We start from the raw sequence: 24,961 nt of genomic DNA on the forward strand, positions 1-24,961 counted from the left end.
ACTTGATCGCTATTCTCAGGGCTTCAGCCCTTGCGGCAGCACCGGCGCATCCGCCTTCAGGACGATTCCGACCCGCCGGTTATAGGGCAGATAGGGGTTGTCCTTGATCAGCGGCTCGATATCGCCCTTGCCGGTGACGGAGAGGAAGCGCTCATTGGGCACGCCGGCACCGGCGAGAATCTCGCGCACGGCGTTGGCGCGGGCGACGGAGAGGCCCCAGATATCGCCTTCGGGCGGCTGGCCGGGGCGGGGCGTCGCGCTGTGGCCGGAAATGGCGATCTTGTTGGACATGCGCCGCAATGTCGGGGCGATGGCGGCGAGCACCTTGCGCATGCGCTCGTTGGGCTGGGCCGAGCCTTCCGCGAACATCGCGCGGCCCTCCTGATCGACGAGCTGGATGTCGATGCCCGCCTCGGAGACCTCGACGAGGATGTTGCGCGAGACCTCGGCGATCTCCGGCATGTCGCGCAGCGCTTGCCTCAGCGAGGCGGCAGCGAGCGCGAAGCCGCGATCGTAGGTCGCCGAGATCAGCCCGTCTTCCTTCTGGTTGTTGTGGTTGGGCGCGGTGTTGTCGGAGGCGTCCTGCAGCGGCCTGATATAGGCGTTCTTGATATGCGTCTTGGTCGGGATGCCGTCGAGCTCGATGATGCCGGCGAGCCGCACGTCGCTTTGCGTGCCGAAGGCGTCGCGCATCGAGCCGGCGACGATCTGCATCTTCTGCTTGTCCTGGCTCGAATAGGCGGCGACCATGACGAAGAACGCCATGAGCAGCGCCATCAGATCGGCAAAGGTCACGAACCAGCCATGGCCGCCGTGACCGCCGCGTTTTTTCTTCGCCATGGCCTAGAGCCCGGTCATGCCGCTGCCGCCATCTCTGCGCGATGGTGGTCGGGCAGGTAGGCCAGCAGCATCTCGCGCACCAGCGTCGGGCTCTTGGCGTCGCGCATCTGCAGCACGCCGTCGATGATCAGCGTGCGCGAGATCTCCTCTTCCTCGAGCTTGATGTGCAGCTTGTCGGCGATCGGCAGCGTGAACATGTTGGCGACCATGGCGCCGTAGAGCGTCGCCAGCAGCGCCGTCGCCATGGCCGGGCCGAGCCTGGAGGGGTCGGACATGTTGGCGAACATCGTCACCATGCCGAGAATCGTGCCGATCATGCCCCAGGCCGGGGCGCAGTCGCCGATGGCGCGGTAGACCTTTGAGCCTTCGTCGAGCCGCTGCAGGAAGTTGTCGCGGTCCCGCTCCATCGTGTCGCGGATGAAGTCCTTGTCGTAGCCGTCGGCGATGTAGCGCAGCCCCTGGGCGAGGAACGGGTCGGAGACCTCGACATTCTCGAGCGCGACCGGGCCGCTCTTGCGGGCGATCTCGGCGACGCGCGTGATCTCGTCGATCAGCTCGCGGGGATTGACGGAACGCATGGTGAAGGCGAAGCGGACGCCCATCGGCAGGCCGTGCGCGATCACCGAAAACGGAAAGCGCAGCATGGTGGCCGCGCTGGCGCCGCCGAAGATGATGATCGCGGCGTGCTTGTCCCAATAGGCGGCGAAATTGCCGCCATCGATCAGGATCAGCGCGACGATCGTCGCGATACCCCCCAGAATACCTGCGCCGGTGGCGAGATCCATAAGAGCACCCTGATGCACGCGCTGCTCCGGGGTCGCGGGCCGGGGCTTTCCGCAGTGCGAGACCATAAGAGGTGTGGTTTGAACGAAGCGTTAAGGTTTGGGTGCTTGCCCCGGCGAAACGCTCCGTTAAGAGTCGGCCGATGTCGCTGCTTGCCCTCTATGCCCGCGTCCTCGGCGAACTCGGCCCGGAAAGGCGGCTGGGCGTCGTGCTGGCGCTCGCCAACATCCTGCTGGCGGCCGTGGCCTTCGCCGAGCCGATGCTGTTCGGCGCGCTGATCGACCGGCTGACGACGATCCAGTCCTCCGGCGGCAAGCTGACCTGGGACAGCATCGACATCCTGATCCTGGCCTGGGTCGGCTTCGGCCTCGCCAATATCGGGCTCGGGGTCTTCGTCGCGCTCCATGCCGACCGGCTCGCGCATCGGCGCCGGCTCGCGGTGATGGCGCAGTATTTCGAGCATGCGCTGACCCTGCCGCTCGCCTATCACACGCAGACGCATTCCGGCCGCGTCCTCAAGGTGATGCTCGACGGCGCCAGCGCGATGTGGGGGCTGTGGCTCTCCTTCTTTCGCGAGCAATGCGCCTCGATCGTCGCGCTGTTCGTGCTGCTGCCCTTCACGCTCTGGAAGAACTGGCAGCTCGGCCTGCTGCTGATCGGCCTCGTCGTGCTGTTCGGCGCGCTCACCGGCTTCGTGCTGCGCCGGACCGACCAGCTCCAGCGCAATGTCGAATCCTATCATTCGAGCCTGGCCGAGAAAGCCTCGGATGCGCTCGGCAACGTGCCGGTGATCCAGAGCTTCACCCGCATCGAGGCGGAGGTGCGCGGCCTGCGCTCGACCATCACGAGCCTGCTCAACGCGCAATTGCCGGTGCTGTCCTGGTGGGCGGTGGCGAATGTCGCGACCCGGGCCTCGGCGACGCTGACGGTGCTGGCGATCTTCATCGTCGGCACCTGGCTGCTGATGCACGGCCAGACGACGGTGGGCGAGATCGTCACCTTCATGGGCTTCGCCACCATGCTGGTCGGGCGTCTCGAGCAGATCGTGGCCTTCGTGAACTTCATCTTCATGCAGGCGCCGAAGATGCGCGAGTTCTTCGAGGTGCTCGACACGGCGCCGACGGTGCGAGACCTGCCGAACGCGCCCGATCCCGGCCGGCTCGTGGGCGCGGTCGCCTTCGAGGACGTCTCCTTCTCCTATGACGGCAAGCGCACCGCGGTGCGCGACGTCTCCTTCGCGGTGAAGCCGGGCGAGACGATCGCGGTGGTGGGCTCGACCGGCTCGGGCAAGTCGACCACGCTCGGGCTGCTGCATCGTGCCTTCGACCCGCAATCGGGGCGCATCGCCATCGACGGCCTGGACATCCGCGAGATCTCGCTGTTCTCGCTCAGGCGCAATATCGGCGTCGTCTTCCAGGAGCCGATGCTGTTCGCCCGTTCGATCCGCGAGAATCTGCAGGTCGGCAAGCCCGATGCCACCGATGCCGAGATGATGGAGGCGCTCGACCGCGCCCAGGCCGCCGAGGTGATGGCGCGCCAGCCGGACGGGCTCGACACGCTCGTCGGCGAGCGCGGCCGCACCTTGTCCGGCGGCGAGCGCCAGCGCCTCTCGATCGCCCGCGCGCTGCTCAAGAACCCGCCGATCCTGATCCTCGACGAGGCGACCTCGGCGCTCGACGCCGCGACCGAGGTCAAGCTGCAGAAGGCGCTGGAGGAGGTGATGAAGGGGCGCACCACCTTCGTCATCGCGCACCGGCTCGCGACGATCCGCAACGCCGACCGCATCCTCGTCTTCGAGCAGGGCGAGGTCGAGGAGATGGGCACCTTCGACGAGCTGGTCGCCAAGGGCGGGCGCTTCGCGGCGCTGGCGCGGGCGCAGTATCTGGTCGCCGACAAGCCGGCCGCCGAGCTGGCGGCGGAGACTCCGAGCCCGCTGGCGCAGAAATTGCGGGCGGATTGACGGAGGGACGGCCCTCTTGCTGGAATGCTCCGGCACAGCAAAAAGAGGGTTTCTCATGCGTTGGCTCGCGGCCGGTTTTCTCGTCTCCGGCCTCCTTCTCGGTGCGGGCGCTGCCCTGGCGCAGACGACCTGGGATATGCCGACGGAATATCCGGAAACGGCGATCCCCGGCGAAGGCGTCGCGACCTTCGCCAGGCTGGTCAATGAACGATCCGGCGGGCGCCTGACGATCCGCCCCAGCTACGATGCCAAGCGCGGCATCAAGTCGGCGCAGATGATCGCCGCCGTGCAGAAGGGCGAGGTCGCCGCGGGTGACGCCTTCGCCGGAGCTCTCGGCGCGGTCGATCCGCTGTTCGGCCTGTCCTCGCTACCCTTCCTGGCGACCTCGATCGCCGATGCCCGCCGCCTGACCGATCTGGCGCGGCCGGTCTATGAGAAGAAGCTCGCCGGTTTCGGCCAGAAGATTCTCTACACCACGCCCTGGCCGGCCTCGGGCATCTGGTCGAAGGCGCCGCTCGATTCGGCGGCTGACCTCACAGGCCTGTCGATCCGGACCTATGACGCGACCTCGACCGCGGTGATGGACGCGGCAGGCGCCAAGGCGGCCAATCTCTCCTTCGCCGATGCGATGCCCAAGGTGAAGGACGGCTCGGTCACGGCCGTGCTCTCCTCCGGAGATGGTGGCGCGGGGCGCAATCTCTGGGACTTTCTGCCTCACTTCACCGAAGTGAACTACGCGATGCCGATCTCGCTCGCGACGGTCAATCTCGCAGCCTATGAGGCACTGCCGGCCGATCTCAGGCAGGTCGTCGACGCGGCTGCGAAGGATACGGAAGCGCGGCAATGGGCCGCGATCCGCACGCGGCTCGACGAGAACTATGCTCGCATGCGGGCCAACAAGGTTTCGATTCGTGCCGATGTGCCGGCGGATGTCGCGCAAACCCTGGCCAAGGCCGGGCGTGGTGCCATCGAGAGCTGGCGCCGCAGCACTGGAGCCGACGGGGCTACCCTGCTCGATCAATACGATAGGAAATAGCGGCGGATGGCAGAAGGATCGTCGCAGCTCAGGGCGACCGTCGAGACAGCGTCGAGCGATTATGCGACAATCACCGCCTTGCCGCCGAAAATCAGAGCCATTTCAGCATGATGTTGTTTCGCCTCGCCTGTGCCTGGGCTTCCGTTGTCGCTTTCCAGCTGTTCGGCGACAGCCTGCTCGGCCAGCTCGGCGCGCCGCTGCCGTCGCTGCTGGTCTTTCTCTGGCTGCTCGCTGTGATCATCTGGTCCGCGTTCGGGGTGGTGCATGAGGCGGAGGAGCTGGCGGAGCGGCTGGGCGAGCCTTACGGCACTCTGATCCTGACGCTGTCGATCGTCATCATCGAGGTCGCGCTCGTCGGCGCCGTGATGCTGGGCGCCAAGGGCGCGCCGACGCTCGGCCGCGACACCATGTTCGCGGTGCTGATGATCGTGCTCAACGGGGTGGTCGGCATCGGGCTCCTGATCGGCGGCCTCAGGCATTTCTCGCAGCGCTACAACCTGAAAGGCGCCTCCGCCTATCTCGCCGTCATCATCCCGCTGACGGTGATCCCGCTTTTCCTGCCGAATTTCACGACCTCGACCACGGACGGGACGCTGACCTCCTTCCAGGCGGTCGCCTTCTCGATCTTCACCCTGGCGCTCTACGGCGCCTTCCTCATCCTGCAGACCGGCCGCCACAGCGCGTTCTTCCACGAGCCGGCGCCGGAAGGCGAGGTGTCCGCGGCCGCGGCCATCGCAGAAGGGGGCGAAGCCTCGTCCTCCACGGCGCGGGAAATCCTGCCGCGCATCGGGCTGCTGCTGGCGAATATCCTGCCCATCGTGATCCTGTCGAAGAGCCTCGCCGCGGTGCTGGATTTCGGCATCGTCAAGCTCGGCGCGCCGACGGCTTTGGGCGGCATCCTGATCGCGATGGTGGTGTTCACGCCGGAATGCATCGCCGCGCTCAAGGCGATCACCGGCAATCAGCTCCAGCGCGCCATCAATCTGTGCCTGGGTGCCGCCGCCTCGACGCTCGGCATGACCGTGCCGGCCGTGCTGCTGATCGGCGTCTTCACCGGCCAGCCGGTGGTGCTCGGCCTGTCGGCGACCAATATGGTGATCGCCGCGATGACCCTGCTGCTCTCGACGCTGACCTTCACCGGCACGCGCACGACCATGCTGGAAGGCGCGGTGCATCTGGCGGTGTTCTTCGTCTTCATCGTGCTGGTGTTCAGCCCGTAGGCCGATCCGGCGGCGCGATCAGTGCGCCGCGCCGTTGGCGGCGAGCTCGGCTTCGAGGAAGCCCTTGACCTCCTCGGCTGCGACGCCGGGCGCGATGAAGCTCTTGCCGATGCCGCGGGCGAGGATGAAGGTTAGCGCACCGCGCTTGACCTTCTTGTCCTGCGCCATGGCGGCGAGGATTTCCTCGGCGCTGCCGGCCCCGCCCGGAACCTGCTGCAACCGGCTCGGCAGGCCGACATGGTCGAGATGGCGGGCGACGCGTCCCGCATCCTGGCCGGAGCAGAGCTCCAGCCGCTGCGAGAAGCGGAAGGCGAGCGCGAGCCCGATGGCGACAGCCTCGCCATGGACGAGGCGGCGGGAATCGTAGCCCGTCAGCCGTTCCAGCGCGTGGGCGAAGGTATGGCCGAGATTGAGGAGGGCGCGGTCGCCCTCCTCGCGCTCGTCGCGGGCGACGATCGCCGCCTTGGCGCGGCAGGAGACGGCGACGGCGTGGTCGCGTTCCGGGCCGCCGGCGATGACGCGGCTCCAGTTGGCCTCGCACCAGTCGAAGAAGGCGGGGTCGTCGATCAGCCCGTATTTCACCACCTCGGCATAGCCGGCCTTGAACTCGCGCTCGCTCAGCGTGTCGAGCAAGGCGGTGTCGGCGATGACGAGGGCCGGCTGGTGAAAGGCGCCGATCAGGTTCTTGCCGTGCGGCGAGTTGATGCCGGTCTTGCCGCCGACGGAGGAATCGACCTGCGAGAGCAGGGTCGTCGGAACCTGGATCAGGCGCACGCCGCGGCGCAACACCGCCGCGGCGAAGCCGGTGAGGTCGCCGACGACGCCGCCGCCGAACGCGATGACGAGGTCGTTGCGCTCGATCTTCGCCGCCAGCAGGGCGTCGCAGAGCGCGACGAACTGGGCATAGGATTTGGAGGCTTCGCCCGGCGGGATGGTGATCCGGGTCGCCGCGATGCCTTCCTGCTGCAGGCAGGTCTCGAAGGCCGCGCCATGGAGCGCGGCGACGCTCTCGTCGGTGACGAGGGCGGCGCGGGCGCCGGGCGCGAAGGCGGCGATCAGCGCTGCCGCCTCGCAGAGCTGGTGGCGCCCGATATGGATGTCGTAGCCGCGGCCCTCGAGCGCGACGGGGACGACGATGCGGGCCCCGGTTTCGCGGGACATGGTGGCGTTCATGATTCAGCGACTCCGCCAGCCGCGACGCCAAGGTAGCGTTCCAATGCGGCGACAATTTCACCGACGATGACCTCATGGGGCTCGTCGCGCGACTGGATGGTGAGATCGGCCAGCGCATAGACCGGCTCGCGCTGGGCCAGCATGGCGCGCAGCGTCGCTTCCGGATCGGCCGTCTGCAAGAGCGGGCGGTTCGAGCGCTTGCGCACGCGGCGCATCAGCACGTCCGGCTCGGCCTTCAGCCAGACCGAGACGCCGAGCTCCTTCACCCGGACGCGGGTCTCGGCATTCATGAAGGCGCCGCCGCCGGTGGCGAGCACCAGGGGCGCCTGCGTCGTCAGGATGCGGCTGATCACGCGCCGCTCGCCGTCGCGGAACTCGGCCTCGCCGCGCTGCGCGAAGATTTCGGGGATCGACATGCCGGCTGCGGTCTCGATCTCGATATCGGCGTCGACGAAGCCCATGCCGAGACGGCTGGCGAGCCGCCGGCCGATCGAGCTCTTGCCCGAGCCCATCATGCCGATCAGCACGACGGCACGGCGGCCGAGCGCGCCACGTAAATCGACGGTTTCCGGAGCTGGGATGGTTTCGACGGTCATGCTGGCTCGTTTCCTCGGGCGGGGATGTAGCACGCAGCGACGGCCTGCGTCATGCCTCTGTCACGCCTCGTCCGGCCCGATTTCGAAGAGTTTTACGCATCGCTGTGGCGTGCTTGCCCTTGCGTCGGCCGGGCGGCATCGCGGATAACAGTCGGGCGCCGACAATTGCGCGCGCATCGGCCCTCGACGCGGCATGCGGTTTTCGGACAAGGCCGGTGCCGTAAAGCAAGAGCGAAAGTTCGCCAGACGTGCCGACCCTGTTCCGGTTCCTGTTCTTCGTCGCCGTCATCGCCGGGCTGTTCTTCGCGGGCATGATCGCGCTCGTCACCTTCGTCCAGCCGGTGCAGCGCGAGATGGTCGAGATCGTGCCGCCGGCGAGGCTGCAGCCGAAATGAGCCGGATCCCGCGCCAGCGCCTCAACACCTTCCTCGACATGCTGGCGGCCGAGCGCGGGGCGGCGCGCAACACGCTCGATGCCTATGAGCGCGATGTCTCGGATTACCTCGTCTTCCTCGCCGGCAAGCCGCTGGAGAGCGCGACCTCGGACGATATTCGCGGCTGGCTCGCTGATCTGGCGGGGCGGGGGCTGAAGGCGTCCTCGGCGGCGCGAAGGCTCTCGGCCGTCAGGCAGTTCCACCGCTTCCTCTATACGGAGGGGCTCTCCGGCAGCGACCCCACGGCCGCGATCGCGGGGCCGCGTCAGGGCCGGCCGCTGCCCAAGGTCGTGTCCGTCGGCGATGTCGACCGTTTGCTCGGCGCGGCGCGCGAGGCCTGCGAGCGCGAGGGGCTGACGCAGGCCGCCCGGCTGAGGGCGCTCAGGATGCGCTGCCTCGTCGAGATGCTCTATGCGACGGGCTTGCGCGTCTCGGAGCTGATCGCGCTGCCGCTTTCGGCCGCGACGACGCGCGAGCGCTTCCTAATCGTGCGCGGCAAGGGCGACAAGGAGCGGCTGGTGCCGCTGAACGAGGCGGCGCGTGCCGCCGCCCGCGCCTGGCTCGACGCGCTGCGCGAAGCCGGGCAGGTGGATGGCCGCTGGCTTTTTCCGTCAGACGGCGAAAGCGGGCATCTGACCCGCCAGGCCTTCGGGCGCGAGCTCAAAGCGCTGGGTGGCGCGGCCGGGCTGCCGGGCGCGTCCTTGAGCCCGCATGTCCTGCGCCATGCCTTCGCCAGCCATCTGCTGCAGAACGGTGCCGATCTCCGCGTGGTGCAGGAATTGCTCGGCCATGCCGACATCGCCACCACCCAGATCTACACCCATGTGCTCGACGAGCGCTTGAAGAGCCTAGTGCGCGATCTCCATCCGCTGGCGGATGGGGATTGATACGGGCGTATCAGGCGTCATTCTCGGGCGAAGCGAAGCGTAGACCCGAGAAACTCTTACAGAAGGGGCGCCTGCGCCTCCGTGTCGTGAGATGCTCGGGGCAAGCCCGAGCATGACGCGCGATGCCCCGCCCAGCTCGGCGGCCTAACCCTCGATGCAGCGGATCTGCTGGACCCGCTTGGGCATCTCGCCGACGGCGGGGATGAACTGCCCGGTCGCGGGGTCGAGGATCATCAGCACGCCGGTCGCCACCGCGAAATAGGCGCCGTGCAGATGCAGCCGGCCCTTGCTTTCGAGGATCTGCACGCAGGGGAAGGTGCGCAGATTGGCGAGCGATTGCTGGATCGAGGCGAGTTCCAGCCGGTGCAGGTAGTCGTCGAAGCTTTCGTTGCGGCCGCGCCCGCCGGTGCGTTCGGCGGCCGGCCCGATCAGGGTGATCCATTTGCCGATGAAGTCGCCGGGCGAGAGCGCCTCCTGGCTGTCGTCGGCGAAGGCGCGGATGCCGCCGCAGCGGCCATGGCCGAGCACGACGATATGCTCGACCTTGAGCGCCTGGATCGCATATTCGAGCGCGGCCGAGGTGCCGTGGAGCTGGTCGTCCGGCGCGAAGGGCGGCACGAGATTGGCGATATTGCGGGCAACGAACATCTCGCCCGGCCGCGCATCGAAGATGACCTCCGGCGAGACGCGCGAATCGCAGCAGCCGATCAGCATGATCTTCGGCGTCTGGCCGTTCTCGCCGAGTTCCTCGTATCGGTCCTTCTCGCGGATGAAACGATCGTCGAGGAAGGTGCGATAACCTTCCGTGAGCCGCTGGGGAAAGGGGGCCGCGGGCTTGTCCATGGCCCTGTCGAACAGGAAAGCGAGGCGTCCGTCAAGCGGATGCTGCGCTGCGGCAATGGAAGCGGGGATCAGGCGGCGGTGAATCGTGCCCGCAACCGCGCCGCCAGCACGGCCGGATCGCCTTGCAGGGCGACGATTTTCAGCCGGGCGGTGGCGCCGGCCGCGATCGTGACCTGAGAGCGCGGCAGCCCGAATTCCTTAGCGACCAGCGCGACCAGGGCGGCGTTGGCCTCGCCCTCGCTCGGGGCGGCGCGGACGCGCGCCTTCAGCACGGCGCGGCCATCGGCGAGCGTCTCGACGCCGTCGAGCGCGTCGCGCCCGCCGCGTGGCGTGAGCCGCACCGAGACTTGCACGCCGCTGGGCGTCTCCCGCCAGAACGGGCTCGCCGCCTTGCTCACCGGCTCGCCCTTGTCCGAAGGTCAGCCATGCGCGCTTCGGTCATGGACATTCCGCTTTCGTTTTTCCTACGCTGTCACACCGGACGCTCGGCGCCCGGCATAACGCTTGCTGAGGGGCAGGCACAATGGAGACCATGCCTTGACTGAACCCTGCGACCTCACCGCCGTCACCGCGCGCGCCCTGATCGGCGCCAAGAAGCTCTCCGCCCGCGAACTGCTCGAAAGCTGCATCCGGCGCATGGATGCGATCGACCCGGCCGTGAACGCCATGGTGGCGCGCGACGACGAGGCCGCCCGCAAGGCCGCGGCGGCGGCCGACGAGGCGACGGCGCGTGGAGAGGCGCTCGGCGCGCTGCACGGCCTGCCGGTCGGCATCAAAGATCTGGAGAATGTCGCGGGCCTGCGCACGACCTATGGCAGCCCGCTCTATCGCGATTTCGTGCCGAAGCAGGACCAGCTCATCGTCGCCTCCGTGCGCAAGGCCGGCGCGATCATCGCGGGCAAGACCAACACGCCGGAATGGGGGGCGGGCGCCAATACCCGCAACGCCGTCTATGGCGTGACCGGCAATCCCTTCGATCCGACGAAGAGCGCGGCCGGCTCGTCGGGCGGCTCGGGCGTCGTGCTGGCGACCAATATGGTGCCGCTCGCCACCGGCTCAGACACGGGCGGCTCGCTGCGCAACCCGGCGGCTTTCAACGGCATCGTCGGCTTCCGGCCGTCGCCGGGGTTGGTGCCCAGCGAGAAGCGCGCGCTCGGCTGGACCCCGCTCTCCGTGCTCGGGCCGATGGCGCGCAACGTGCCGGATCTGTGCCTGCTGCTCTCGACCATGGTCTCCGATGACGCGGCCGATCCGCTGGCGACGACGATCCATGGCAGGACGGTGCGGCGGCCGGAGGATTTCGCCCGGCCGGACGCCATCGACCTCGCCTCGCTCAAGGTCGCGCTGACACCGGATTTCGGCTTCGCGCCGACCGAGCGCCTGATTCGCGAAACCTTCGCCGAAAAGACCGGCGCCTTCAGCCACCTCTTCCGTGCGGCCGAGGCGGCGACGCCGGACTGCGAAGGCACCGACGAGGTCTTCGAGATCCTGCGGGCGGTCGCCTTCCTCGCCGGACATCACGACAAGGTGCGCGACACGCCCGATCTGGTCGGGCCGAATGTCCGCGCCAATGTCGAGGAGGGGTTGGGCTATTCCGCGCTCGACGTGACCCGGGCGATGAAGCAGCAGACGGCGATCTACCAGCGCTGGCAGCATTTCTTCGCCGATTACGACGTCATCTTGTCGCCGGCGATGACGTTGAGCCCGCGACCCTGGAGCGAGCTCTATCCGGCCGAAATCGACGGCAAGCCGACGCGGACCTATTTCCACTGGCTCGCCATGGCCTATGCGGTCACGGTCGTCGGCCATCCCGCCATCTCGCTGCCGGTCGGGCTCGACCGCAACGGCATGCCCTTCGGCCTGCAGATCGTCGGCCCGCGCGGCGGCGACGCCAAGGTTCTGGCGGTCGCAGCGGCGCTGGAGGCGCAGCTCGCCGGCGATCCGCTGACGGCCCGGCCCGTACCCGACCTCGCCAGGCTCGCCAAGGCCCGCCCGATCAGCGAGAGCCCGAATTTCATGGGCTTCGACTGATGGATGGGCCAAGATCGGCCACGGCCGGCCATGACCGCCCACGCACCAGCAAAGACCAACCATAAAAGGGGAGAACGCAATGAGACGTCGTGAATTTTTGATGGGTACGGCAGCGCTCGGGCTTGCCGGCCCGCTGCTGCCGGAGCAAGCCAGCGCGCAGGCATCGGCGACACTGATGAAGTTCGTGCCACAGGCCAACCTCTCGGCGCTCGATCCGATCTGGACGACCGCGACCGTGACCAACAACCATGCCTACTACGTCTTCGACATGCTCTACGGGGCCGACGAGAACCTGAAGCCCCAGCCGCAGATGGCGGAGGGGCACGAGGTTTCCGCCGACGGCAAGACCTGGCGCATCAAGCTGCGGGAAGGGCTGACCTTCCATGACGGAACGCCGGTCAAGGCCGCCGACTGCGCCGCCAGCGTCAAGCGCTGGACCCAGCGGGACCCTTACGGCCAGCTGCTGGGCCGGGCTGTCGAGGAATGGGGCGCGCCGGACGAGCGCACGATCGAGATCAAGCTCAAGCGGCCCTTCCCGCGGATGCTGGAATGCCTGGGCAAATCCGACCAGCCGCCGGTGATCATGCCCGAGCGCCTGGCGAAGACCGACGCGAACACGCAGGTGACCGAGATGGTCGGCTCCGGCCCCTACAAGTTCGTCCCAGCGGACTATGTCTCGGGCAGCCGCGTCGCCTATGAGAAGTTCGAGGCCTACAAGCCGCGCAGCGAGCCCGCGAGCCGCAATGCCGGCGGCAAGGTCGCGTATTTCAAGCGCATCGAATGGAACATCCTGCCGGACCCCGCGACGGCGGCGGCGGCGCTGACCAGAGGCGAGGTCGACTGGTGGGAGCGGCCGCTCGCCGATTTGCAGCCGATGCTGTCTGGCAATGCCGACATCAAGCAGGAGGTGATCGACAAGGCCGGTCGCGGCGCGATCATGCGCCTCAACCATCTTCAGGCGCCTTTCAACAATCCGAAGATCCGGGCGGCCGTGCGCATGGCGGTGAAGCAGGAAGACTATATGCGCGCGACCCAGGGCGACGACACCACGCTCTGGCAGACCTGCCGCAGCCTGTGGTGGCGCGGCACGCCCTATTATGCCGGCGAGCAGGAAGACCTGATGCCGCAGAGCCTCGACAAGGCGAAGGCGGCGCTGAAGGAATCCGGCTACAACGGCGAGAAGGTCGTCATCATCAACCCGACCGACTTCCCGGATATCGGGCCGCTGGGCGAGGTGACGTTCGAATTGCTGAAGAAGCTCGGCATGAATGTCGAGATGGCGGCGAGCGACTGGGGCACCGTGGTTCAGCGCCGCGGCAGCCGCGAGGCGGTCGAGAAGGGCGGCTGGAGCATCTTCCACACCACCGGCTCGGCGATCAGCTGGGGCGACCCGGCCCAGTCCACGATCGTCCGTGGCCAGGGTGAGAAGGGCTGGTTCGGCTGGTGGAAGAGCGACAAGGCCGAGGAACTCGCCGAGGCCTGGCTCTATGCCGCCGACGAGGCGGCGCAGCGCAAGACCGCCGGGGAACTGGGCCGGCTGGCGCTGGAGGAGGTCGCGACGGTCCCGCTTGGCCAGTTCTTGAGCCGTACCGCCTATCGCAAGAACATCACCGGGATGCTGGCGGGCTCGGCGCCCTATCCCTGGGGCGTGAAGCGCAGCTGAGCGCGGTCATCAACAGTGACACAGGGGAAAGGCGGCCGGGTGGCCGCCTTTTCTTATTCCGGAGTTCGATCTTTGCGGGATGGCGGCGTGTTGTCGAGCAAACACGGCACGCCGCAAGACGATCAGCGCCGCGCCGCCACCGCCGCCGACCAGGGCGAGGCGGCGTCGCTCGACCCCTCGGCGCCGTTCTCGTCGACCCGGATGAAGTTCGGGCAGGCGAAGTTGATCGGCAGCACGGCGTGCTCGGCGAGCGCGGTCGGTCCGGCTGCCTCCAGCGCGGCGAGGGTCTCGAACGGCAGGCGCGGATCGGCGCTGGTCGAATCCGGGCCGGAGACGTCGATGCGCGGCTGATGGGCGTTTGCCTCGGCCTCCATCCCGAAATCGAGCTGCCAGGCCAGCGTCTGGTAGACGCTGGCGAGGATGCGCCGTCCGCCCGAGGAGCCGGCCGCGAGGCGCGGCCAGCCGCCGTCCTTCGGCGTGACGACGACCGGGCACATATTGCAGAGCGGCCGCGCGCCCGGCGCGATGGCGTTGGCGCTGCCGGGGCGGGGATCGAACCACATCATGCCGTTGTTCATCAGCACGCCGGTCGAGGGCAGCACGACGCGGCTGCCCATCGAGGAGAGCAGCGTCGTAGTGACAGTGACGAGATTGCCGTCGCGGTCGACCACGGTGAGATGGGTGGTGCAGGTGTCGCCGGGTTCCTTGGCTGCGGTCGCGGCACCGAGCCCGTCCAGCCGCTCGCGATAGGCCTGCCGCATCACGCGCGAGAGCTGCGCGAACCAGTCAGCCGACGGGCCGCTGCCATCGGCCGGGGCGTCGGCCATACCGGCGATGACCCGTTCCAGCGTCGGCGCGGCGGTCAGCCCGCCGGCGGTGTGGATGAGATGGCTGCCGCGCCAGGCGATGCTCGGCGCCTCGCGAATCTCGGCCTTGCAATCCGCCAGATCCTGCGCGTCGACCACGCCGCCAGCGGACGCGATGTCGGCCGCGATACGCCGCGCGATGTCGCCCCGGTAGAAATCGTCGAGCCCGGCCTCGGCGAGCCGCTCCAGCGTTGCCGGCAATTCGCCCAGCACCATGAAGCCCGGCGAGCCCTGATAGGGCGGCACCGGCGGCAGGCCGCCGGGGAGGTAGATCCGCGCGCTCTCCTCATAGAGGCGAAGCACCGAAGCCGAGGAGGCGACCTTGAGCGTCGTGTACCAATCGGCCGGCAAGCCGCGCTTCGCGAGCGCGATGGCGGGGGCGAGCAGGTCCGCCAGCGGCAGCGCCGAGCCGAAGGCCTCCTTCAGCTTCGCGTAGCCCGCGACCGAGGAGGGGGTGACGAAGGAGAGCGGGCCGTGGATGTTCCGATCGCCGACGACCTCTGGCCAGGTGAAGAGATCCTTCTTCATCGCGCCGGTGAGGGGGTAATCGGCGGGGTCGGCCCGGCGCGGCGCGACCGGCCCGAAATCGACGACCTGCGCGCGGGTCTCGCCCGCCTTGAGCACGACGGCGAAGCCGATGCCGCCCAGCCCGCTGTTCCAGGGTTCGACGGCGGCGAGCGCGAAACAGGCCGCGACGGCGGCATCGGCCGCGTTGCCGCCCTGTTCGAGGATCGCCGTGCCGGCCTCGGCCGCCTCCCGGCTCTGCGAGACGACGATGCCGTGCCGGCCGCGTGCGGCGGGCTTCGTCAGGTGCCAGTTCTGGCTGCGATAGGGGGTGGTGGGGGTGAACACGGGCGGCCTCCGGAAGCTGACGGCGGCCGCATGTTGCATGGGCCGGCCCGGGAGGTCGAATGCATCCTGCCCGCCCGCGGGTCGCGTCCTGCGCAGGGCGCTCCCGGGTGGAGCCGCTTCGCGTCAGAAGACGTTGGGGTAGATGTAGCGGATGATCACGCTCTGGATGAAGTAGATGATCAGCAGCAGGATGATCGGCGAGATGTCGATGCCGCCGAGATTGGGCAGCCGCTGGCGGATCGGCCGCAGCGCAGGCTCGGTCATGCGGTAGAGCATGTCCCAGACGGTGGCGACGAACTGGTTGCGGGTGTTGATGACGTTGAAGGCGATCAGCCAGCTCAGAACGGCCGAGGCGATCAGAATCCACACATAGATCTGCAGCGCGAGCAGAACCACGTCGAGAACGGCACGCATCGGTCTTCCTTTTAGGCCTGTCCGGAGAGGTTGCCGCAGAATATCGCCGACACCTGCCGAAAGAGGCAAGGGAGACGATTGACATTCACGCGACGCACGGCCTAGAAGGCCAGCGCCTTGGGGCTGTAGCTCAGATGGGAGAGCGCTGCAATCGCACTGCAGAGGTCAGGGGTTCGAATCCCCTCAGCTCCACCAAGGCCCAACTCCCGTCACCGCTGTCGAACCGTGCCCGCGTGGGGTGCTGAAGATCGGGCTTTTGAAGCCGATTCTCCTGTTGCGGTGCGCGTGGGGGCACCGGCCCCAAACCCGGCCATCGATCGGAACCGAACTCCGTCATCGCGACCCGCAAGCCGGCAGCGAATCGCGCCTGCCTTCGCCGCGCCCTGTCGCGACGTCGATGCCAATGCGACCTGTCGGTGCGACGGGGCTTTCGGCCCCGCCGATCAAGCGTGGCCGCCGCGCTCCTGGATGATCCGCCAGATCGTCAGGGGCGTCGCCGGCATGTCGACATGATCAACGTCGTAAGGCGAGAGCGCGTCGACGATCGCGTTCATCACCGAGGGTAGCGAGCCGGCGCAGCCGGCCTCGCCGCAGCCCTTGGCGCCGACCCGGTTGGTGCGGGTGGGAACGCCCTGGCTGATGAAGGTGAAGAACGGCACATCCGCCGCGCGCGGCATGGCGTAGTCCATGAAGGAGCCGGTCATGAGCTGGCCGGCCTCGTCATAAGCGGTCATCTCGTAGAGCGCCTGGCCGATGCCCTGCACGACCCCGCCATGCAACTGCCCTTCGACGATCATCGGGTTCACCAGCGTGCCGAAATCGTTGACCATGACATAGCCGGCAATCTCGACCTGCCCGGTGTCCGGATCGATCTCGACCTCGGCGATATGGCAGCCATTGGGATAGGCCGAAGGCGCGGCCTTGAAGACATGGTCGACATCCAGCGTCGCGGGAAGGTCCTCGGGCAGGGAGGCGGACGTCCTCACCCTTGCGGCCAGCTCCATGATGCCGATCGAGCGGTCGGTTCCGGCGATGCCGAAGCGGCCCTCGGCGAATTCGATGTCGGGGAGGCCGGCCTCCAGGAAATGGGCGGCCAGCAGCTTGCCCTTCTCGACGACCTTCTCGCTCGCCTCGATGATCGCCGAACCGCTCGCCATGATCGATTTCGAGCCGCCGGTGCCGCCGCCGGCGATCAGCCTGTCGCTGTCGCCCTGTACGAGGCGGATCTTGTCGAAAGGCACGCCGAGCTGGCTCGTCAGCACCTGGGCGAAGGGCGTCCAGTGGCCCTGGCCGTAATCGAGCGTGCCGGTGACGATGGTGACGGTTCCGTCCGGCTCGAAATGGATGCCGCCCATCTCGTTGCTCGGCGGTGCCGTGACCTCGAGATAGCAGCCGATGCCGCGGCCGCGCAGTTTCCCGGCCTTGCGGCTGGCGCGTTCGCGGGCCCGGTAGCCTTTCCAGTCGGCCGCCTCCAGCGCCCGGGCGAAGAGCGCCGGGAAATCGCCGCTGTCATATTGCGTCCCGATCGGCGTGGTCCAGGGCAGCTTGTTCGAGGGGATCAGGTTGCGCTGCCGGAGCACGGCCTTGTCGATCTTCATCTCGCGGGCGGCGGCATCGATCAGCCGCTCCATGAAGTAATTGCCCTCGGGGCGCCCGGCGCCGCGATAGGCCGCGATCGGCACGGTATTGGTGACGGCGCAGCGGGTCGCGACCTCGACCAGCGGCGTGCGGTACATGCCGACGCTGTTCTTGCCGATGTTGAGCGTCGCCATCATCGGCCCGACCGAGGAGAGATAGCCGCCCATATTGCCGAAGCCGGTGAAGCGCGTCGCCAGGAAGCGGCCGCGCGCATCGAGCGCGAGCTCGGCCTCAAAGGCCATGTCCCGGCCGTGATGGTCGGAGACGAAGCTCTCCGCGCGCTGGTCGGTCCATTTCACCGGCTTCTTCAGCAGCCGCGCCGCGTGCAGCAGCACGACATATTCGGGAAACACCGAGGCCTTCATGCCGAAGGAGCCGCCGACATGGCCGGTGACGAGCCGCATCCGCCCTGCGGGAACACCCATCGCTGCGGCGAGGTTGTTGCGCATGCCGAAGGCACCCTGGCTCGGGGCATGGAGCGTGTAGCGGCCGGTCTTGCGGTCATAGGCGCCGATCGCGGCGCGGGGCTCGATCGGGTTCACCACGATGCGGTTGTTGACGATCCGCAGCTTCGTGACATGCGCGGCCTTGGCGAAGGCCTCGGCGACCTTGGCGGCGTCGCCGAAATGATAGTCGAGGACGAGGTTGCCGGGGACGTCGTCGAAGAGCTGCGGCGCGCCGGGCTCAAGCGCCTCCTCTGCCGAGGTGACGGCCGGGAGGATGTCGATATCGAGTGCCACCGCCTCGGCCGCGTCGCGGGCCTGCGCGGGCGTGCGGGCCACGACCATCGCCACGGGGTCGCCGACATAGCGGACCTTGTCGATGGCCAGCGCCTTCCGCACCGGCTTCCTCAACGGCGTTCCGTCGCGGCTGGTCATGTCGAGCTGGCATTTCAGCGTGCCGTAGCCCTGGCCTTCGAGATCATCGGCCGTGTAGACCGCGACGACGCCCTTCATGGCCTGTGCGGCCGAGAGGTCGATCTCGCGGATGATGCCATGGGCATGCGGGCTGCGAACGAAGGCGGCGTGAAGCTGCCCCTCCAGAGAGAGGTCGTCGGTGTAGCGCCCCTCGCCCCGGACGAGGACCGCATCCTCGTTGCGCGGCAGCGACTGGCCGATTCCGACCGGGGTGGCGGAGTGGGCGGCTTGGGACACGCGCATGTTCATGACAGGGTACCGCGATCGAAACAGAACGCGGCTACACTGGCGCAAAAGCGCGGCGCGCGCTTTGCAGATGCGGCATGGCCGATACCCGCTCGCGGATCGTGGCGCCGTGCTTCGAGCTGCCCGGCTGGGGCTTATTTCTCGACGAAGGCCTTTTCGATGACGTAGTCGCCGGCCTCGCCGTGGTTGCCTTCCTCAAGGCCGCGCTCGGCGAAGATCGTCTTGAGGTCGGCCAGCATCTGCGGCGAGCCGCAGAGCATGAAGCGGTCGCCCTCGGGGTCGAAGCCGGGCTGGCCGATATCGCTGTAGAGCTGGCCCGAGGTCATCAGGTCGGTGATGCGGCCGCGGTTGCGGAAGGGCTCGCGCGTCACCGTCGGGTAATAGATCAGCTGCTCGCGGATCATCTCGCCGAGGAACTCGTCCTGCGGCAGGTGCTGGGTGATGCGCTCGCCATAGGCCAGCTCCGCCACCTGGCGGCAGCCATGGACCAGCACGACCTTCTCATAGCGCTCATAGGTCTCGGGGTCGCGGATCAGCGACAGGAACGGCGCCAGCCCGGTGCCGGTGCCGAGCAGGAAGAGCCGCTTGCCGTCCTTGAGGTTGTCGAGCACCAGCGTGCCCGTCGCCTTCTTGCCGACGATGATGGGATCGCCGACCTTGAGGTTCTGCAAACGCGAGGTCAGCGGGCCGTCCGCCACCTTGATCGAGAAAAACTCCAGCGTCTCGTCGTAATTCGTGCTGGCGACGCTGTAGGCCCGCAGCAGCGGACGCTCGCCGACCTTCAGCCCGATCATCGTGAACTGCCCGTTCTTGAACCGGAACGTCGTATCCCGCGTCGTCGTGAAGCTGAACAGCGTATCCGTCCAGTGATGCACGCTCAGGACCTGTTCCTCGTAGAAATGGCTCATCGCATCGTCCTTGAAAGTCCGGCGGCGGGCTGTTTAGCGGGTTTGAGCGCCGGCCGCCAGCAGCGGATAAGCAGAAAACGCGAGCGAAATCAAAATCTTCTCTTTCTTTCTAGCCAGCGGCCCCTGATCGGAACAATCTGGCGCGCGCAGAGCTTTCCGGAGAATTTTCTTCCTGCCCGAAAAGCCCTCGATCGGCACGGGCAGCGAGACGGCCATCCATCACGGCCGAGGCCTGAGCGGCGGCAGGGGCAAAGCCCGGCGCCGGCAGCGCCGAGACGGGCGCGGGTTTCGCCATGCGGCCGGTGCAGGATCCTTTTCTGGAAAGCCGGGTGGACGTTCGGCCGGACTCAGGCTCAACTGCGGCCATGAATGCTCCCGTCTCCGTTCCCCGCATCGCCGATTTCACCTGCGAGAAAAGGCCCGCCAACGGCTCGCGCGGCATGGTCGTCACCAACCATCCGCTGGCCTCGGCGGCGGGCTCCCAGATGCTGCTGGCGGGTGGCAATGCCGTCGATGCGGCGGTCGCGGCGCTCTTCGCGCTGACGGTGGCCGAGCCGATGATGGTCGGCATCCTCGGCGGGGGCTTGAGCCATATCCGGCTCGCCGATGGCAGCCATCGCGTCATCGACAACCTCTCGACCGCGCCGGGCCGCGCCACGCCCGACATGTATGACTGCCTCTCCGACGAGATCGGCAAGCAGCGCGATACGCGCGACCGCGAGAACGTCGTCGGTGCGAAGGCGGTCGCGGTTCCCGGCGCGCTCAAGGGCTGGTGCGAGGCGTTGGAGCGCTTCGGCAGCCTGCCGCTGGCAGATGTATTGCAGCCGGCGATCGCGCTCGCCGCGCGCGGCTTCACCGTCACGCCCTATCTCTCGAACTGCATCACGGACAATGCCGGCGACCTCGCCCGCGATCCCGGTCTCGCCGCGATGCTGCTGCCGGGCGGAACCCCGCTCCAGCCCGGCGCGAAGCTGGTCCAGGGCGATTATGCGGAAAGCCTGCGGCTCGTCGCCAAGGAAGGGCCGGTGGCGCTCTATGGTGGCGCGCTGGGAGAGGCGCTGACCGGCTACATGGCTGAGCAGGGCGGCCTGATCGATGCGGACGACCTCGCCGGCTACAGGACGCAGACGCGCGAGCCGATCCGGGGCTCCTATCGCGGCTACGAGATCATCGGCCCGCCGCCGCCTTCCTCGTCGGGCGTGCATATCGCCGAGATGCTCAACATCCTCGAGGGCTACGACATCGGCGCGCTCGGCTTCGGCTCGACCGATGCGGTGCATCTGCTGGCGGAGGCGCTGAAGATCGCTTTCGCCGACCGCGCCGTGGCGACGGCCGATCCCGCCTTCGTCAAGGTTCCCGTCGAGAGACTGATCGACAAGGGCTATGCGGCCGAGCGGCGCGCGCTGATCGAGATGGGCCGGGCGAAAAGCTGGACGGCCGGGCTTGCGGGCGGGGAATCCGCCGACACCACCCATGTCACCGTGGCGGATGCGCAGGGCAATGTCGTCAGCGCGACGCAGACGATCAACGGTTTGTTCGGCGCCTGCGTCCAGATCCCCGGCACGGGGATGATCGCCAACAACTACATGTACAATTTCGATCCCCATCCCGGCCGGGCGCTCTCGATCGCGCCGGGCAAGCGCGTCTTCACCTCGATGGCGCCGATGATGGTGCTGCGGGAGGGCCGGATCGCCTATGCGCTCGGCTTGCCCGGCGCGCTGCGCATCTTCCCCTCGGCCCTGCAGGCGATCGTCAACCTGATCGACCATCGCATGAGCCTGCAGGAGGCGGTCGAGGCGCCGCGCGTCTGGACCGAAGGCGGCGTGCTCGAACTGGAAGAAGCGATCCCCGAAGCGGTGGCGCAGGCGCTGACCGCGCGCGGCCACAAGGTCGTGCGTTCGCCGCGCGTCGCCGGCGGCATGAACGCCATCGCCTTCAATGCGGACGGCACGCTGACCGGCGCCGCCTGCTGGCGGGCCGACGGCACGCCGGTCGCGATCTCGGGCGGGCTGGCGCGCGCGGGAGCGCGTTTCAGCATCTAGAATTTCTGCTTGGGAGCAGATCGTCCCGGCCGCAGCCCTCGGGTCCGATCCTTGATCGGTCCAAGGATAAACTCCGCGGAGAGCCGAGATCCATGCCTGAACCTTGATCGGATACGCTCCGGCATGGATCCCGGGTCAAGCCTGGGATGACCGCGCAGTTCCGTGCGACATCTACACGGTCAGTGCAGCCCGCCGACGCCGACATAGCGTTCGAGGACATCGCCATCGGCCCGCAAAGCCGCTGAAGTTCCCGACCAGACGATCCGCCCGCGTTCGAGGATGATGACGTCCTCGGCGAAGTCGAGCGCGCTTTCCAGCCGCTGCTCGACGAAGAGGATCGTCATCGCGCCGCTGGCCGCGAGCTGCGTGAAGGCCGCCATCAGCATGTCGCAGATCACCGGGGCGAGGCCCTCAAGCGGCTCGTCGAGCAGCAGGATCGAGGGCTGGCCGAGGATGGTGCGGGCCGTCGCCAGCATCTGCTGCTCGCCGCCGGAGAGTTGCGAGCCGAGATTGCGGCGGCGCTCCTGCAGGCGCGGGAACAGCGCATAGGCTTCCTCGATCGCCTGTCGCGGGCGGCCCTTGAGGCCGACGAAGAGGTTCTCCTCGACGGTGAGGCCCTTGAAGATCTCGCGGGTCTGCGGCACCAGCCCGATGCCGCCGAGCGCGCGCCCGGTGGTGCGCAGGGCCGTCACGTCCTGGCCCGCCAGGCTGATGCTGCCGGCGTAGTGGCGGGTCAGCCCCATCAGCGTCGCCAGCAGCGTGGTCTTGCCCATGCCGTTGCGCCCGAGGATCGAGAGGCGCCCGCCGGCCGGCACGGAGAAGGACACATCCTCCAGCACATGGGTCTGGCCGTAGCCGGCGTTGAGATTCCGGACCTCGAGCTCAGCGGCCGGCATGGGCGTAGCTCCCCAGATAGGCTTCGCGGACTTTCTCGTCCCTGGCGACATCGGCCGGCAGGCCCTGGAAGATCAATTCGCCGGCCGCCAGCACCACCACGCGCCGGGCGAAGCGGAAGACCAGATCCATGTCGTGCTCGATCATCAATACGGCAAGCGAGGCCGGCAGCCGCTCCAGCGCCCGCTCGATCAATGGCGTGTCGGAGGAGGGCACGCCGGCAGCCGGCTCGTCGAGCAGCAGCACCTTCGGGCGCTGCGCCATGGCAATGGCGATCTCGAGCAGGCGCTGCTGGCCATAGGCGATCTCGACAACCTTGCGGCGCGCGACATCGGTCAGGCCGAGCGTGGCGAGGATGTCGGCGGCTTCGTCCATGGCCGCGCCGTTGCCGTGGAAGCGCGCGAGGATGCGGGTCGCATGTCCCTGCCTTTGCAGGATCGCCATGACGACATGCTCTTCCGGTGTCATGTCGGGGAAGAGACGCGTCACCTGGAAGGTGCGCACCAGCCCGCGCCTGACCCGCGCGACGGCGCCGAGACGCGTGATGTCCTCGCCCATCAGATGGACCGTGCCGGCACTCGGGGGGATGCGCCCGGTGACGAGGTTGACGAAGGTGGTCTTGCCGGCGCCGTTCGGGCCGATCAAGGCGAGCCGCTCGCCCTCGGTCATGGCGATGGAGAGGTCGTGATTGACCTTGAGCCCGCCAAAGGATTTCGACAGATGGTCGACCGCGAAGACCGTGCTCATGGCCCGGCCCTCCGCTGGCCACGCGTCAGGATGCGGGCGGCCTCGTCGAGCGTGCCGGAGAGGCCGCGGGGGGCGAAGAGCACGATGGCGATCAGCAGTGCGCCGACCAGCGTCATCCAGTGGAACGGATTGATCGCCGCGACGATGTGCTCGACCGCCATGAAGACGACGGTGCCGATCAGCGCGCCATAGAGATTGCCGAGCCCGCCGAGCACCAGCATGACCAGCGCATTGGCGGATAATTCGAAGCTCAGGCTGTCCAGCCCCACCACCTGGGTCGCGATGGCGCCGAGCGCCCCGCCCGCGCCGGCGACGGCGCCGGAGATCACGAACATCCTGAGCAGAACCGGGAAGGCGGAGATGCCGAGCGCGCTGATCCGCAGCGGATCTTCCTTGAGGCCGCGGCAGACCATGCCGAAAGGCGAGCGGACGATGAGCTTCAGCGCGACGAAGACGACCAGCAGCAGGCCGAGCCCGAAGAGATAGGCGGCGCGGCCCCAGAGATCGAACTCGAACAGGCCGAACAGCGGAGCGGGGACCATGCCGGCGAGGCCGTCGCTGCCGCCGGTCAGCCAAGCGAGCTTGTTCGCCGCCTCGTGCAGGAGCTGGACGATGGCGATGGAGAGGACGAGCTGCGGCAGGCCGTGCGCCCGCAGCATCACCGTGCCCATCAGCAGGCCGGTGACGGCGCCGGCCGCAGCCCCGATCAGGATCAGCAGGAAAGGCTCGGTCACGCCGTTGAGGCAGGCGATGCCGGCGGCATAGGCGCCGGCGCCGTAGAGCGCGGCCTGGCCGAGCGAGGCGATGCCGCAATAGCCGACGATCAGGTCGAGCGAGAGCACGAGCAGGGCGACCGAGATGACGCGGGTCAGGAAGGCGAGATTGTCGGGGAAGAGCCAGTAGCCTGCGAGCCCGGCAAGCGCGATCAGGGCGAAGCCGGCGAGATCGCGGCCGAGGCTGCGGGCAGGCGTTGCGGCAGCGGATGGGGCGGGAGCCTGTACCATCACTGGGCCCGTCCCATCAGGCCGCGCGGGAAGGCACAGACCACGAGGATCACCGCGAGATAGAAGAAGAAATTGCCGAAATCCGGCATGAGATAGCGGCCGGTGACGTCGATGGCGCCGAGCAGCAGGCAGGCGACGAGCGCGCCGGGAATCGAGCCGGCGCCGCCGACGGAGACCACGACCAGGAAGGTCACCATGTAGCGCAGGGCGTAATAGGGCTCGATCGGCAGGAATTCGGCGCCGACCACCCCGCCGAAGGCGGCAAGCCCGATGGCGAGCGCGAAACTCGCCGCATAGATCAATTCGGTGCGCACGCCGAGCGCGCGCGACATCGGCGCGTTCTCGACGGCGGCGCGCAGGTGGATGCCGAAGCCGGTGCGCTCGATCAGGAACCAGAGCCCGCCCGCGACGACAAGCCCGCTCGCGATGACGAAGAGCCGGTGGCCGGCGATGCTGCGGAAGCCGAGATCGATCGGTTGCGCCAGTTCCGTTGGCAGGGGAATCGTCTTCAGCGTCGGGCCGAAGAAGTAATTGGTGATGCCGATGACGCAGAAGGTGATGCCGATGGTCATCAGCACCTGCGAGAGCTCGCTGCGGTCATAGATGCGGCGGAAGAGCAGCCGTTCGAGCGGCACCGCGATCAGCACCGTGCCGACGACCGCCAGCACGATGCCGAAGCCGTAGCCCAAGCCGAGATTGCGCACGGCATAGGAGGCGATGTAGCCGCCGATCATGGCGAAGGCGCCATGGGCGAGATTGACCAGCCGCATCAGCCCCATCGTCAGCGACAGGCCGATGCAGATGATGAACAGCGCCATGCCATAGGCGAAGGCGTCCAGGGCGATGCTCAGCGCGGTCTGCATGCGGGTTGCGGGCCTCGTCGGAGTTCAGTCGGAAACGCGCCGTCATTCCGGACAAGCCGCAAAGCGGCGCCGATCCGGAATCCATCATAGCGCTCAGCGCCCTC

The 24,961-nt window shown here is 67.9% G+C and carries 23 protein-coding genes and 1 tRNA gene; 9 read left to right on the forward strand and 15 right to left on the reverse strand.

Translation table 11 applies throughout. The features are described from left to right. Positions 1 to 15 precede the first annotated feature (15 nt). Together GY40_RS12995 and GY40_RS13000 are read right to left on the reverse strand one after the other, a co-directional pair. Positions 16 to 840, reverse strand: a complete 825-nt coding sequence (locus tag GY40_RS12995) for an OmpA/MotB family protein (RefSeq protein ID WP_038362892.1) — start codon at positions 838 to 840, stop codon at positions 16 to 18. A gap of 14 nt (positions 841 to 854) precedes the next feature. Continuing rightward, positions 855 to 1,625 (reverse strand): motility protein A, encoded by a 771-nt coding sequence (locus tag GY40_RS13000; RefSeq protein ID WP_038362894.1) that lies wholly within the window; start codon positions 1,623 to 1,625, stop codon positions 855 to 857. 140 nt (positions 1,626 to 1,765) lie between these two features. Here GY40_RS13000 and GY40_RS13005 point away from each other — a divergent pair, with 140 nt between their 5' ends. The 3 genes from GY40_RS13005 to GY40_RS13015 all read left to right on the forward strand — a co-directional run bounded on the left by GY40_RS13005 (position 1,766) and on the right by GY40_RS13015 (position 5,839). Beyond that, complete coding sequence (locus GY40_RS13005) at positions 1,766 to 3,583, forward strand: glucan ABC transporter ATP-binding protein/ permease (protein ID WP_051987945.1); 1,818 nt, start codon at positions 1,766 to 1,768, stop codon at positions 3,581 to 3,583. A 55-nt stretch (positions 3,584 to 3,638) separates the two neighbouring features. Beyond that, positions 3,639 to 4,619 (forward strand): TRAP transporter substrate-binding protein, encoded by a 981-nt coding sequence (locus tag GY40_RS13010; protein WP_038362896.1) that lies wholly within the window; start codon positions 3,639 to 3,641, stop codon positions 4,617 to 4,619. A 107-nt stretch (positions 4,620 to 4,726) separates the two neighbouring features. Then, positions 4,727 to 5,839 (forward strand): calcium:cation antiporter, encoded by a 1,113-nt coding sequence (locus GY40_RS13015; protein ID WP_038362900.1) that lies wholly within the window; start codon positions 4,727 to 4,729, stop codon positions 5,837 to 5,839. 18 nt (positions 5,840 to 5,857) lie between these two features. On the opposite strand, the gene aroB is transcribed toward GY40_RS13015, so the two are convergent. Both aroB and GY40_RS27560 read right to left on the reverse strand, forming a co-directional pair. Next, positions 5,858 to 7,012 carry a 3-dehydroquinate synthase gene (gene aroB / locus GY40_RS13020; RefSeq protein ID WP_248311160.1) on the reverse strand — a complete coding sequence of 385 codons (1,155 nt, stop codon included), beginning with the start codon at positions 7,010 to 7,012 and terminating at the stop codon, positions 5,858 to 5,860. After that, positions 7,009 to 7,608, reverse strand: coding sequence for a shikimate kinase (locus tag GY40_RS27560; RefSeq protein ID WP_038362902.1), 600 nt, complete (start codon positions 7,606 to 7,608; stop codon positions 7,009 to 7,011). Before GY40_RS27560 ends, aroB begins: the two co-directional genes overlap by 4 nt. Positions 7,609 to 7,856: 248 nt before the next feature. On the opposite strand from GY40_RS27560, the gene GY40_RS26570 reads away from it, so the two are divergent. Together GY40_RS26570 and GY40_RS13030 are read left to right on the forward strand one after the other, a co-directional pair. Next, on the forward strand, positions 7,857 to 8,003 hold the full coding sequence (locus tag GY40_RS26570) for a hypothetical protein (RefSeq protein ID WP_051987947.1): 147 nt from the start codon (positions 7,857 to 7,859) through the stop codon (positions 8,001 to 8,003). Next, complete coding sequence (locus tag GY40_RS13030) at positions 8,000 to 8,929, forward strand: site-specific tyrosine recombinase XerD (protein WP_038362904.1); 930 nt, start codon at positions 8,000 to 8,002, stop codon at positions 8,927 to 8,929. The genes GY40_RS26570 and GY40_RS13030 overlap by 4 nt, the downstream gene beginning before the upstream one ends. Positions 8,930 to 9,073: 144 nt before the next feature. Here GY40_RS13030 and GY40_RS13035 read toward each other — a convergent pair whose 3' ends face one another. Then, the gene (locus GY40_RS13035) at positions 9,074 to 9,772 is read right to left on the reverse strand and encodes a carbonic anhydrase (protein WP_038362906.1); all 699 of its coding nucleotides are present in this window, start codon (positions 9,770 to 9,772) and stop codon (positions 9,074 to 9,076) included. A 68-nt stretch (positions 9,773 to 9,840) separates the two neighbouring features. After that, the gene (locus GY40_RS13040) at positions 9,841 to 10,170 is read right to left on the reverse strand and encodes a DUF167 family protein (protein ID WP_038362909.1); all 330 of its coding nucleotides are present in this window, start codon (positions 10,168 to 10,170) and stop codon (positions 9,841 to 9,843) included. Positions 10,171 to 10,309: 139 nt separating this feature from the next. Between GY40_RS13040 and GY40_RS13045 the strand changes: the two genes are divergently transcribed. Together GY40_RS13045 and GY40_RS13050 are read left to right on the forward strand one after the other, a co-directional pair. Next, positions 10,310 to 11,803: an amidase gene (locus GY40_RS13045; RefSeq protein WP_038362911.1), complete on the forward strand. Its 1,494-nt coding sequence runs from the start codon at positions 10,310 to 10,312 to the stop codon at positions 11,801 to 11,803. A gap of 79 nt (positions 11,804 to 11,882) precedes the next feature. Next, entirely contained in the window at positions 11,883 to 13,466 is a 1,584-nt protein-coding gene (locus GY40_RS13050; RefSeq protein WP_038362913.1) for an ABC transporter substrate-binding protein, read from the forward strand. A 122-nt stretch (positions 13,467 to 13,588) separates the two neighbouring features. Here GY40_RS13050 and GY40_RS13055 read toward each other — a convergent pair whose 3' ends face one another. After that, positions 13,589 to 15,184: a gamma-glutamyltransferase gene (locus tag GY40_RS13055; protein ID WP_038364072.1), complete on the reverse strand. Its 1,596-nt coding sequence runs from the start codon at positions 15,182 to 15,184 to the stop codon at positions 13,589 to 13,591. Positions 15,185 to 15,307: 123 nt separating this feature from the next. Then, positions 15,308 to 15,598: a YggT family protein gene (locus GY40_RS13060; RefSeq protein ID WP_038362916.1), complete on the reverse strand. Its 291-nt coding sequence runs from the start codon at positions 15,596 to 15,598 to the stop codon at positions 15,308 to 15,310. 119 nt (positions 15,599 to 15,717) lie between these two features. On the opposite strand from GY40_RS13060, the gene GY40_RS13065 reads away from it, so the two are divergent. Then, positions 15,718 to 15,793 (forward strand) — tRNA-Ala (locus GY40_RS13065). A gap of 248 nt (positions 15,794 to 16,041) precedes the next feature. On the opposite strand, the gene GY40_RS13070 is transcribed toward GY40_RS13065, so the two are convergent. From GY40_RS13070 to GY40_RS27565, 3 genes are all read right to left on the reverse strand, one after another. After that, the gene (locus GY40_RS13070; protein ID WP_248311161.1) at positions 16,042 to 18,390 is read right to left on the reverse strand and encodes a xanthine dehydrogenase family protein molybdopterin-binding subunit; all 2,349 of its coding nucleotides are present in this window, start codon (positions 18,388 to 18,390) and stop codon (positions 16,042 to 16,044) included. A gap of 143 nt (positions 18,391 to 18,533) precedes the next feature. Next, a complete protein-coding gene (locus tag GY40_RS13075; protein WP_038362921.1) occupies positions 18,534 to 19,307 on the reverse strand; it encodes a ferredoxin--NADP reductase in 774 nt (257 codons plus the stop codon). A gap of 33 nt (positions 19,308 to 19,340) precedes the next feature. Next, positions 19,341 to 19,523, reverse strand: a complete 183-nt coding sequence (locus tag GY40_RS27565) for a hypothetical protein (RefSeq protein ID WP_156115941.1) — start codon at positions 19,521 to 19,523, stop codon at positions 19,341 to 19,343. Between the two features lie 149 nt (positions 19,524 to 19,672). Between GY40_RS27565 and ggt the strand changes: the two genes are divergently transcribed. Then, positions 19,673 to 21,349: a gamma-glutamyltransferase gene (gene ggt / locus GY40_RS13080; RefSeq protein ID WP_038362923.1), complete on the forward strand. Its 1,677-nt coding sequence runs from the start codon at positions 19,673 to 19,675 to the stop codon at positions 21,347 to 21,349. A 179-nt stretch (positions 21,350 to 21,528) separates the two neighbouring features. Here the strand turns inward: ggt and GY40_RS13085 are convergent, their stop codons facing one another. From GY40_RS13085 to GY40_RS13100, 4 genes are read right to left on the reverse strand one after another with little or no spacing between them, the layout of a single operon-like run. Continuing rightward, the gene (locus GY40_RS13085) at positions 21,529 to 22,245 is read right to left on the reverse strand and encodes an ABC transporter ATP-binding protein (RefSeq protein ID WP_038362926.1); all 717 of its coding nucleotides are present in this window, start codon (positions 22,243 to 22,245) and stop codon (positions 21,529 to 21,531) included. Then, complete coding sequence (locus GY40_RS13090; RefSeq protein ID WP_038362928.1) at positions 22,232 to 22,990, reverse strand: ABC transporter ATP-binding protein; 759 nt, start codon at positions 22,988 to 22,990, stop codon at positions 22,232 to 22,234. Before GY40_RS13090 ends, GY40_RS13085 begins: the two co-directional genes overlap by 14 nt. After that, positions 22,987 to 23,994, reverse strand: a complete 1,008-nt coding sequence (locus GY40_RS13095) for a branched-chain amino acid ABC transporter permease (RefSeq protein WP_038362929.1) — start codon at positions 23,992 to 23,994, stop codon at positions 22,987 to 22,989. Before GY40_RS13095 ends, GY40_RS13090 begins: the two co-directional genes overlap by 4 nt. Then, positions 23,994 to 24,857 (reverse strand): branched-chain amino acid ABC transporter permease, encoded by an 864-nt coding sequence (locus tag GY40_RS13100; RefSeq protein WP_038362931.1) that lies wholly within the window; start codon positions 24,855 to 24,857, stop codon positions 23,994 to 23,996. Before GY40_RS13100 ends, GY40_RS13095 begins: the two co-directional genes overlap by 1 nt. Positions 24,858 to 24,961 lie beyond the last annotated feature (104 nt).

Source organism: Allobosea sp. UNC402CLCol, from assembly GCF_000745475.1.
In the GTDB taxonomy this organism is placed as follows: domain Bacteria; phylum Pseudomonadota; class Alphaproteobacteria; order Rhizobiales; family Beijerinckiaceae; genus Allobosea; species Allobosea spartocytisi.

Bases quoted from the DNA above. Each gene is read 5' to 3' on its own strand.
- GY40_RS13050 (WP_038362913.1), top strand. From the start codon at position 11,883: ATGAGACGTCGTGAATTTTTGATGGGTACGGCAGCGCTCGGGCTTGCC.
- GY40_RS13085 (WP_038362926.1), bottom strand. From the start codon at position 22,245: ATGCCGGCCGCTGAGCTCGAGGTCCGGAATCTCAACGCCGGCTACGGC.
- GY40_RS13010 (WP_038362896.1), top strand. From the start codon at position 3,639: ATGCGTTGGCTCGCGGCCGGTTTTCTCGTCTCCGGCCTCCTTCTCGGT.
- ggt (WP_038362923.1), top strand. From the start codon at position 19,673: ATGAATGCTCCCGTCTCCGTTCCCCGCATCGCCGATTTCACCTGCGAG.
- GY40_RS13000 (WP_038362894.1), bottom strand. From the start codon at position 1,625: ATGGATCTCGCCACCGGCGCAGGTATTCTGGGGGGTATCGCGACGATC.
- GY40_RS27560 (WP_038362902.1), bottom strand. From the start codon at position 7,608: ATGACCGTCGAAACCATCCCAGCTCCGGAAACCGTCGATTTACGTGGC.
- GY40_RS13095 (WP_038362929.1), bottom strand. From the start codon at position 23,994: ATGGTACAGGCTCCCGCCCCATCCGCTGCCGCAACGCCTGCCCGCAGC.
- GY40_RS13035 (WP_038362906.1), bottom strand. From the start codon at position 9,772: ATGGACAAGCCCGCGGCCCCCTTTCCCCAGCGGCTCACGGAAGGTTAT.
- aroB (WP_248311160.1), bottom strand. From the start codon at position 7,012: ATGAACGCCACCATGTCCCGCGAAACCGGGGCCCGCATCGTCGTCCCC.
- GY40_RS13075 (WP_038362921.1), bottom strand. From the start codon at position 19,307: ATGAGCCATTTCTACGAGGAACAGGTCCTGAGCGTGCATCACTGGACG.
- GY40_RS12995 (WP_038362892.1), bottom strand. From the start codon at position 840: ATGGCGAAGAAAAAACGCGGCGGTCACGGCGGCCATGGCTGGTTCGTG.
- GY40_RS13005 (WP_051987945.1), top strand. From the start codon at position 1,766: ATGTCGCTGCTTGCCCTCTATGCCCGCGTCCTCGGCGAACTCGGCCCG.
- GY40_RS13015 (WP_038362900.1), top strand. From the start codon at position 4,727: ATGATGTTGTTTCGCCTCGCCTGTGCCTGGGCTTCCGTTGTCGCTTTC.
- GY40_RS13060 (WP_038362916.1), bottom strand. From the start codon at position 15,598: ATGCGTGCCGTTCTCGACGTGGTTCTGCTCGCGCTGCAGATCTATGTG.
- GY40_RS13030 (WP_038362904.1), top strand. From the start codon at position 8,000: ATGAGCCGGATCCCGCGCCAGCGCCTCAACACCTTCCTCGACATGCTG.
- GY40_RS27565 (WP_156115941.1), bottom strand. From the start codon at position 19,523: ATGGCCGTCTCGCTGCCCGTGCCGATCGAGGGCTTTTCGGGCAGGAAG.
- GY40_RS13100 (WP_038362931.1), bottom strand. From the start codon at position 24,857: ATGCAGACCGCGCTGAGCATCGCCCTGGACGCCTTCGCCTATGGCATG.
- GY40_RS13090 (WP_038362928.1), bottom strand. From the start codon at position 22,990: ATGAGCACGGTCTTCGCGGTCGACCATCTGTCGAAATCCTTTGGCGGG.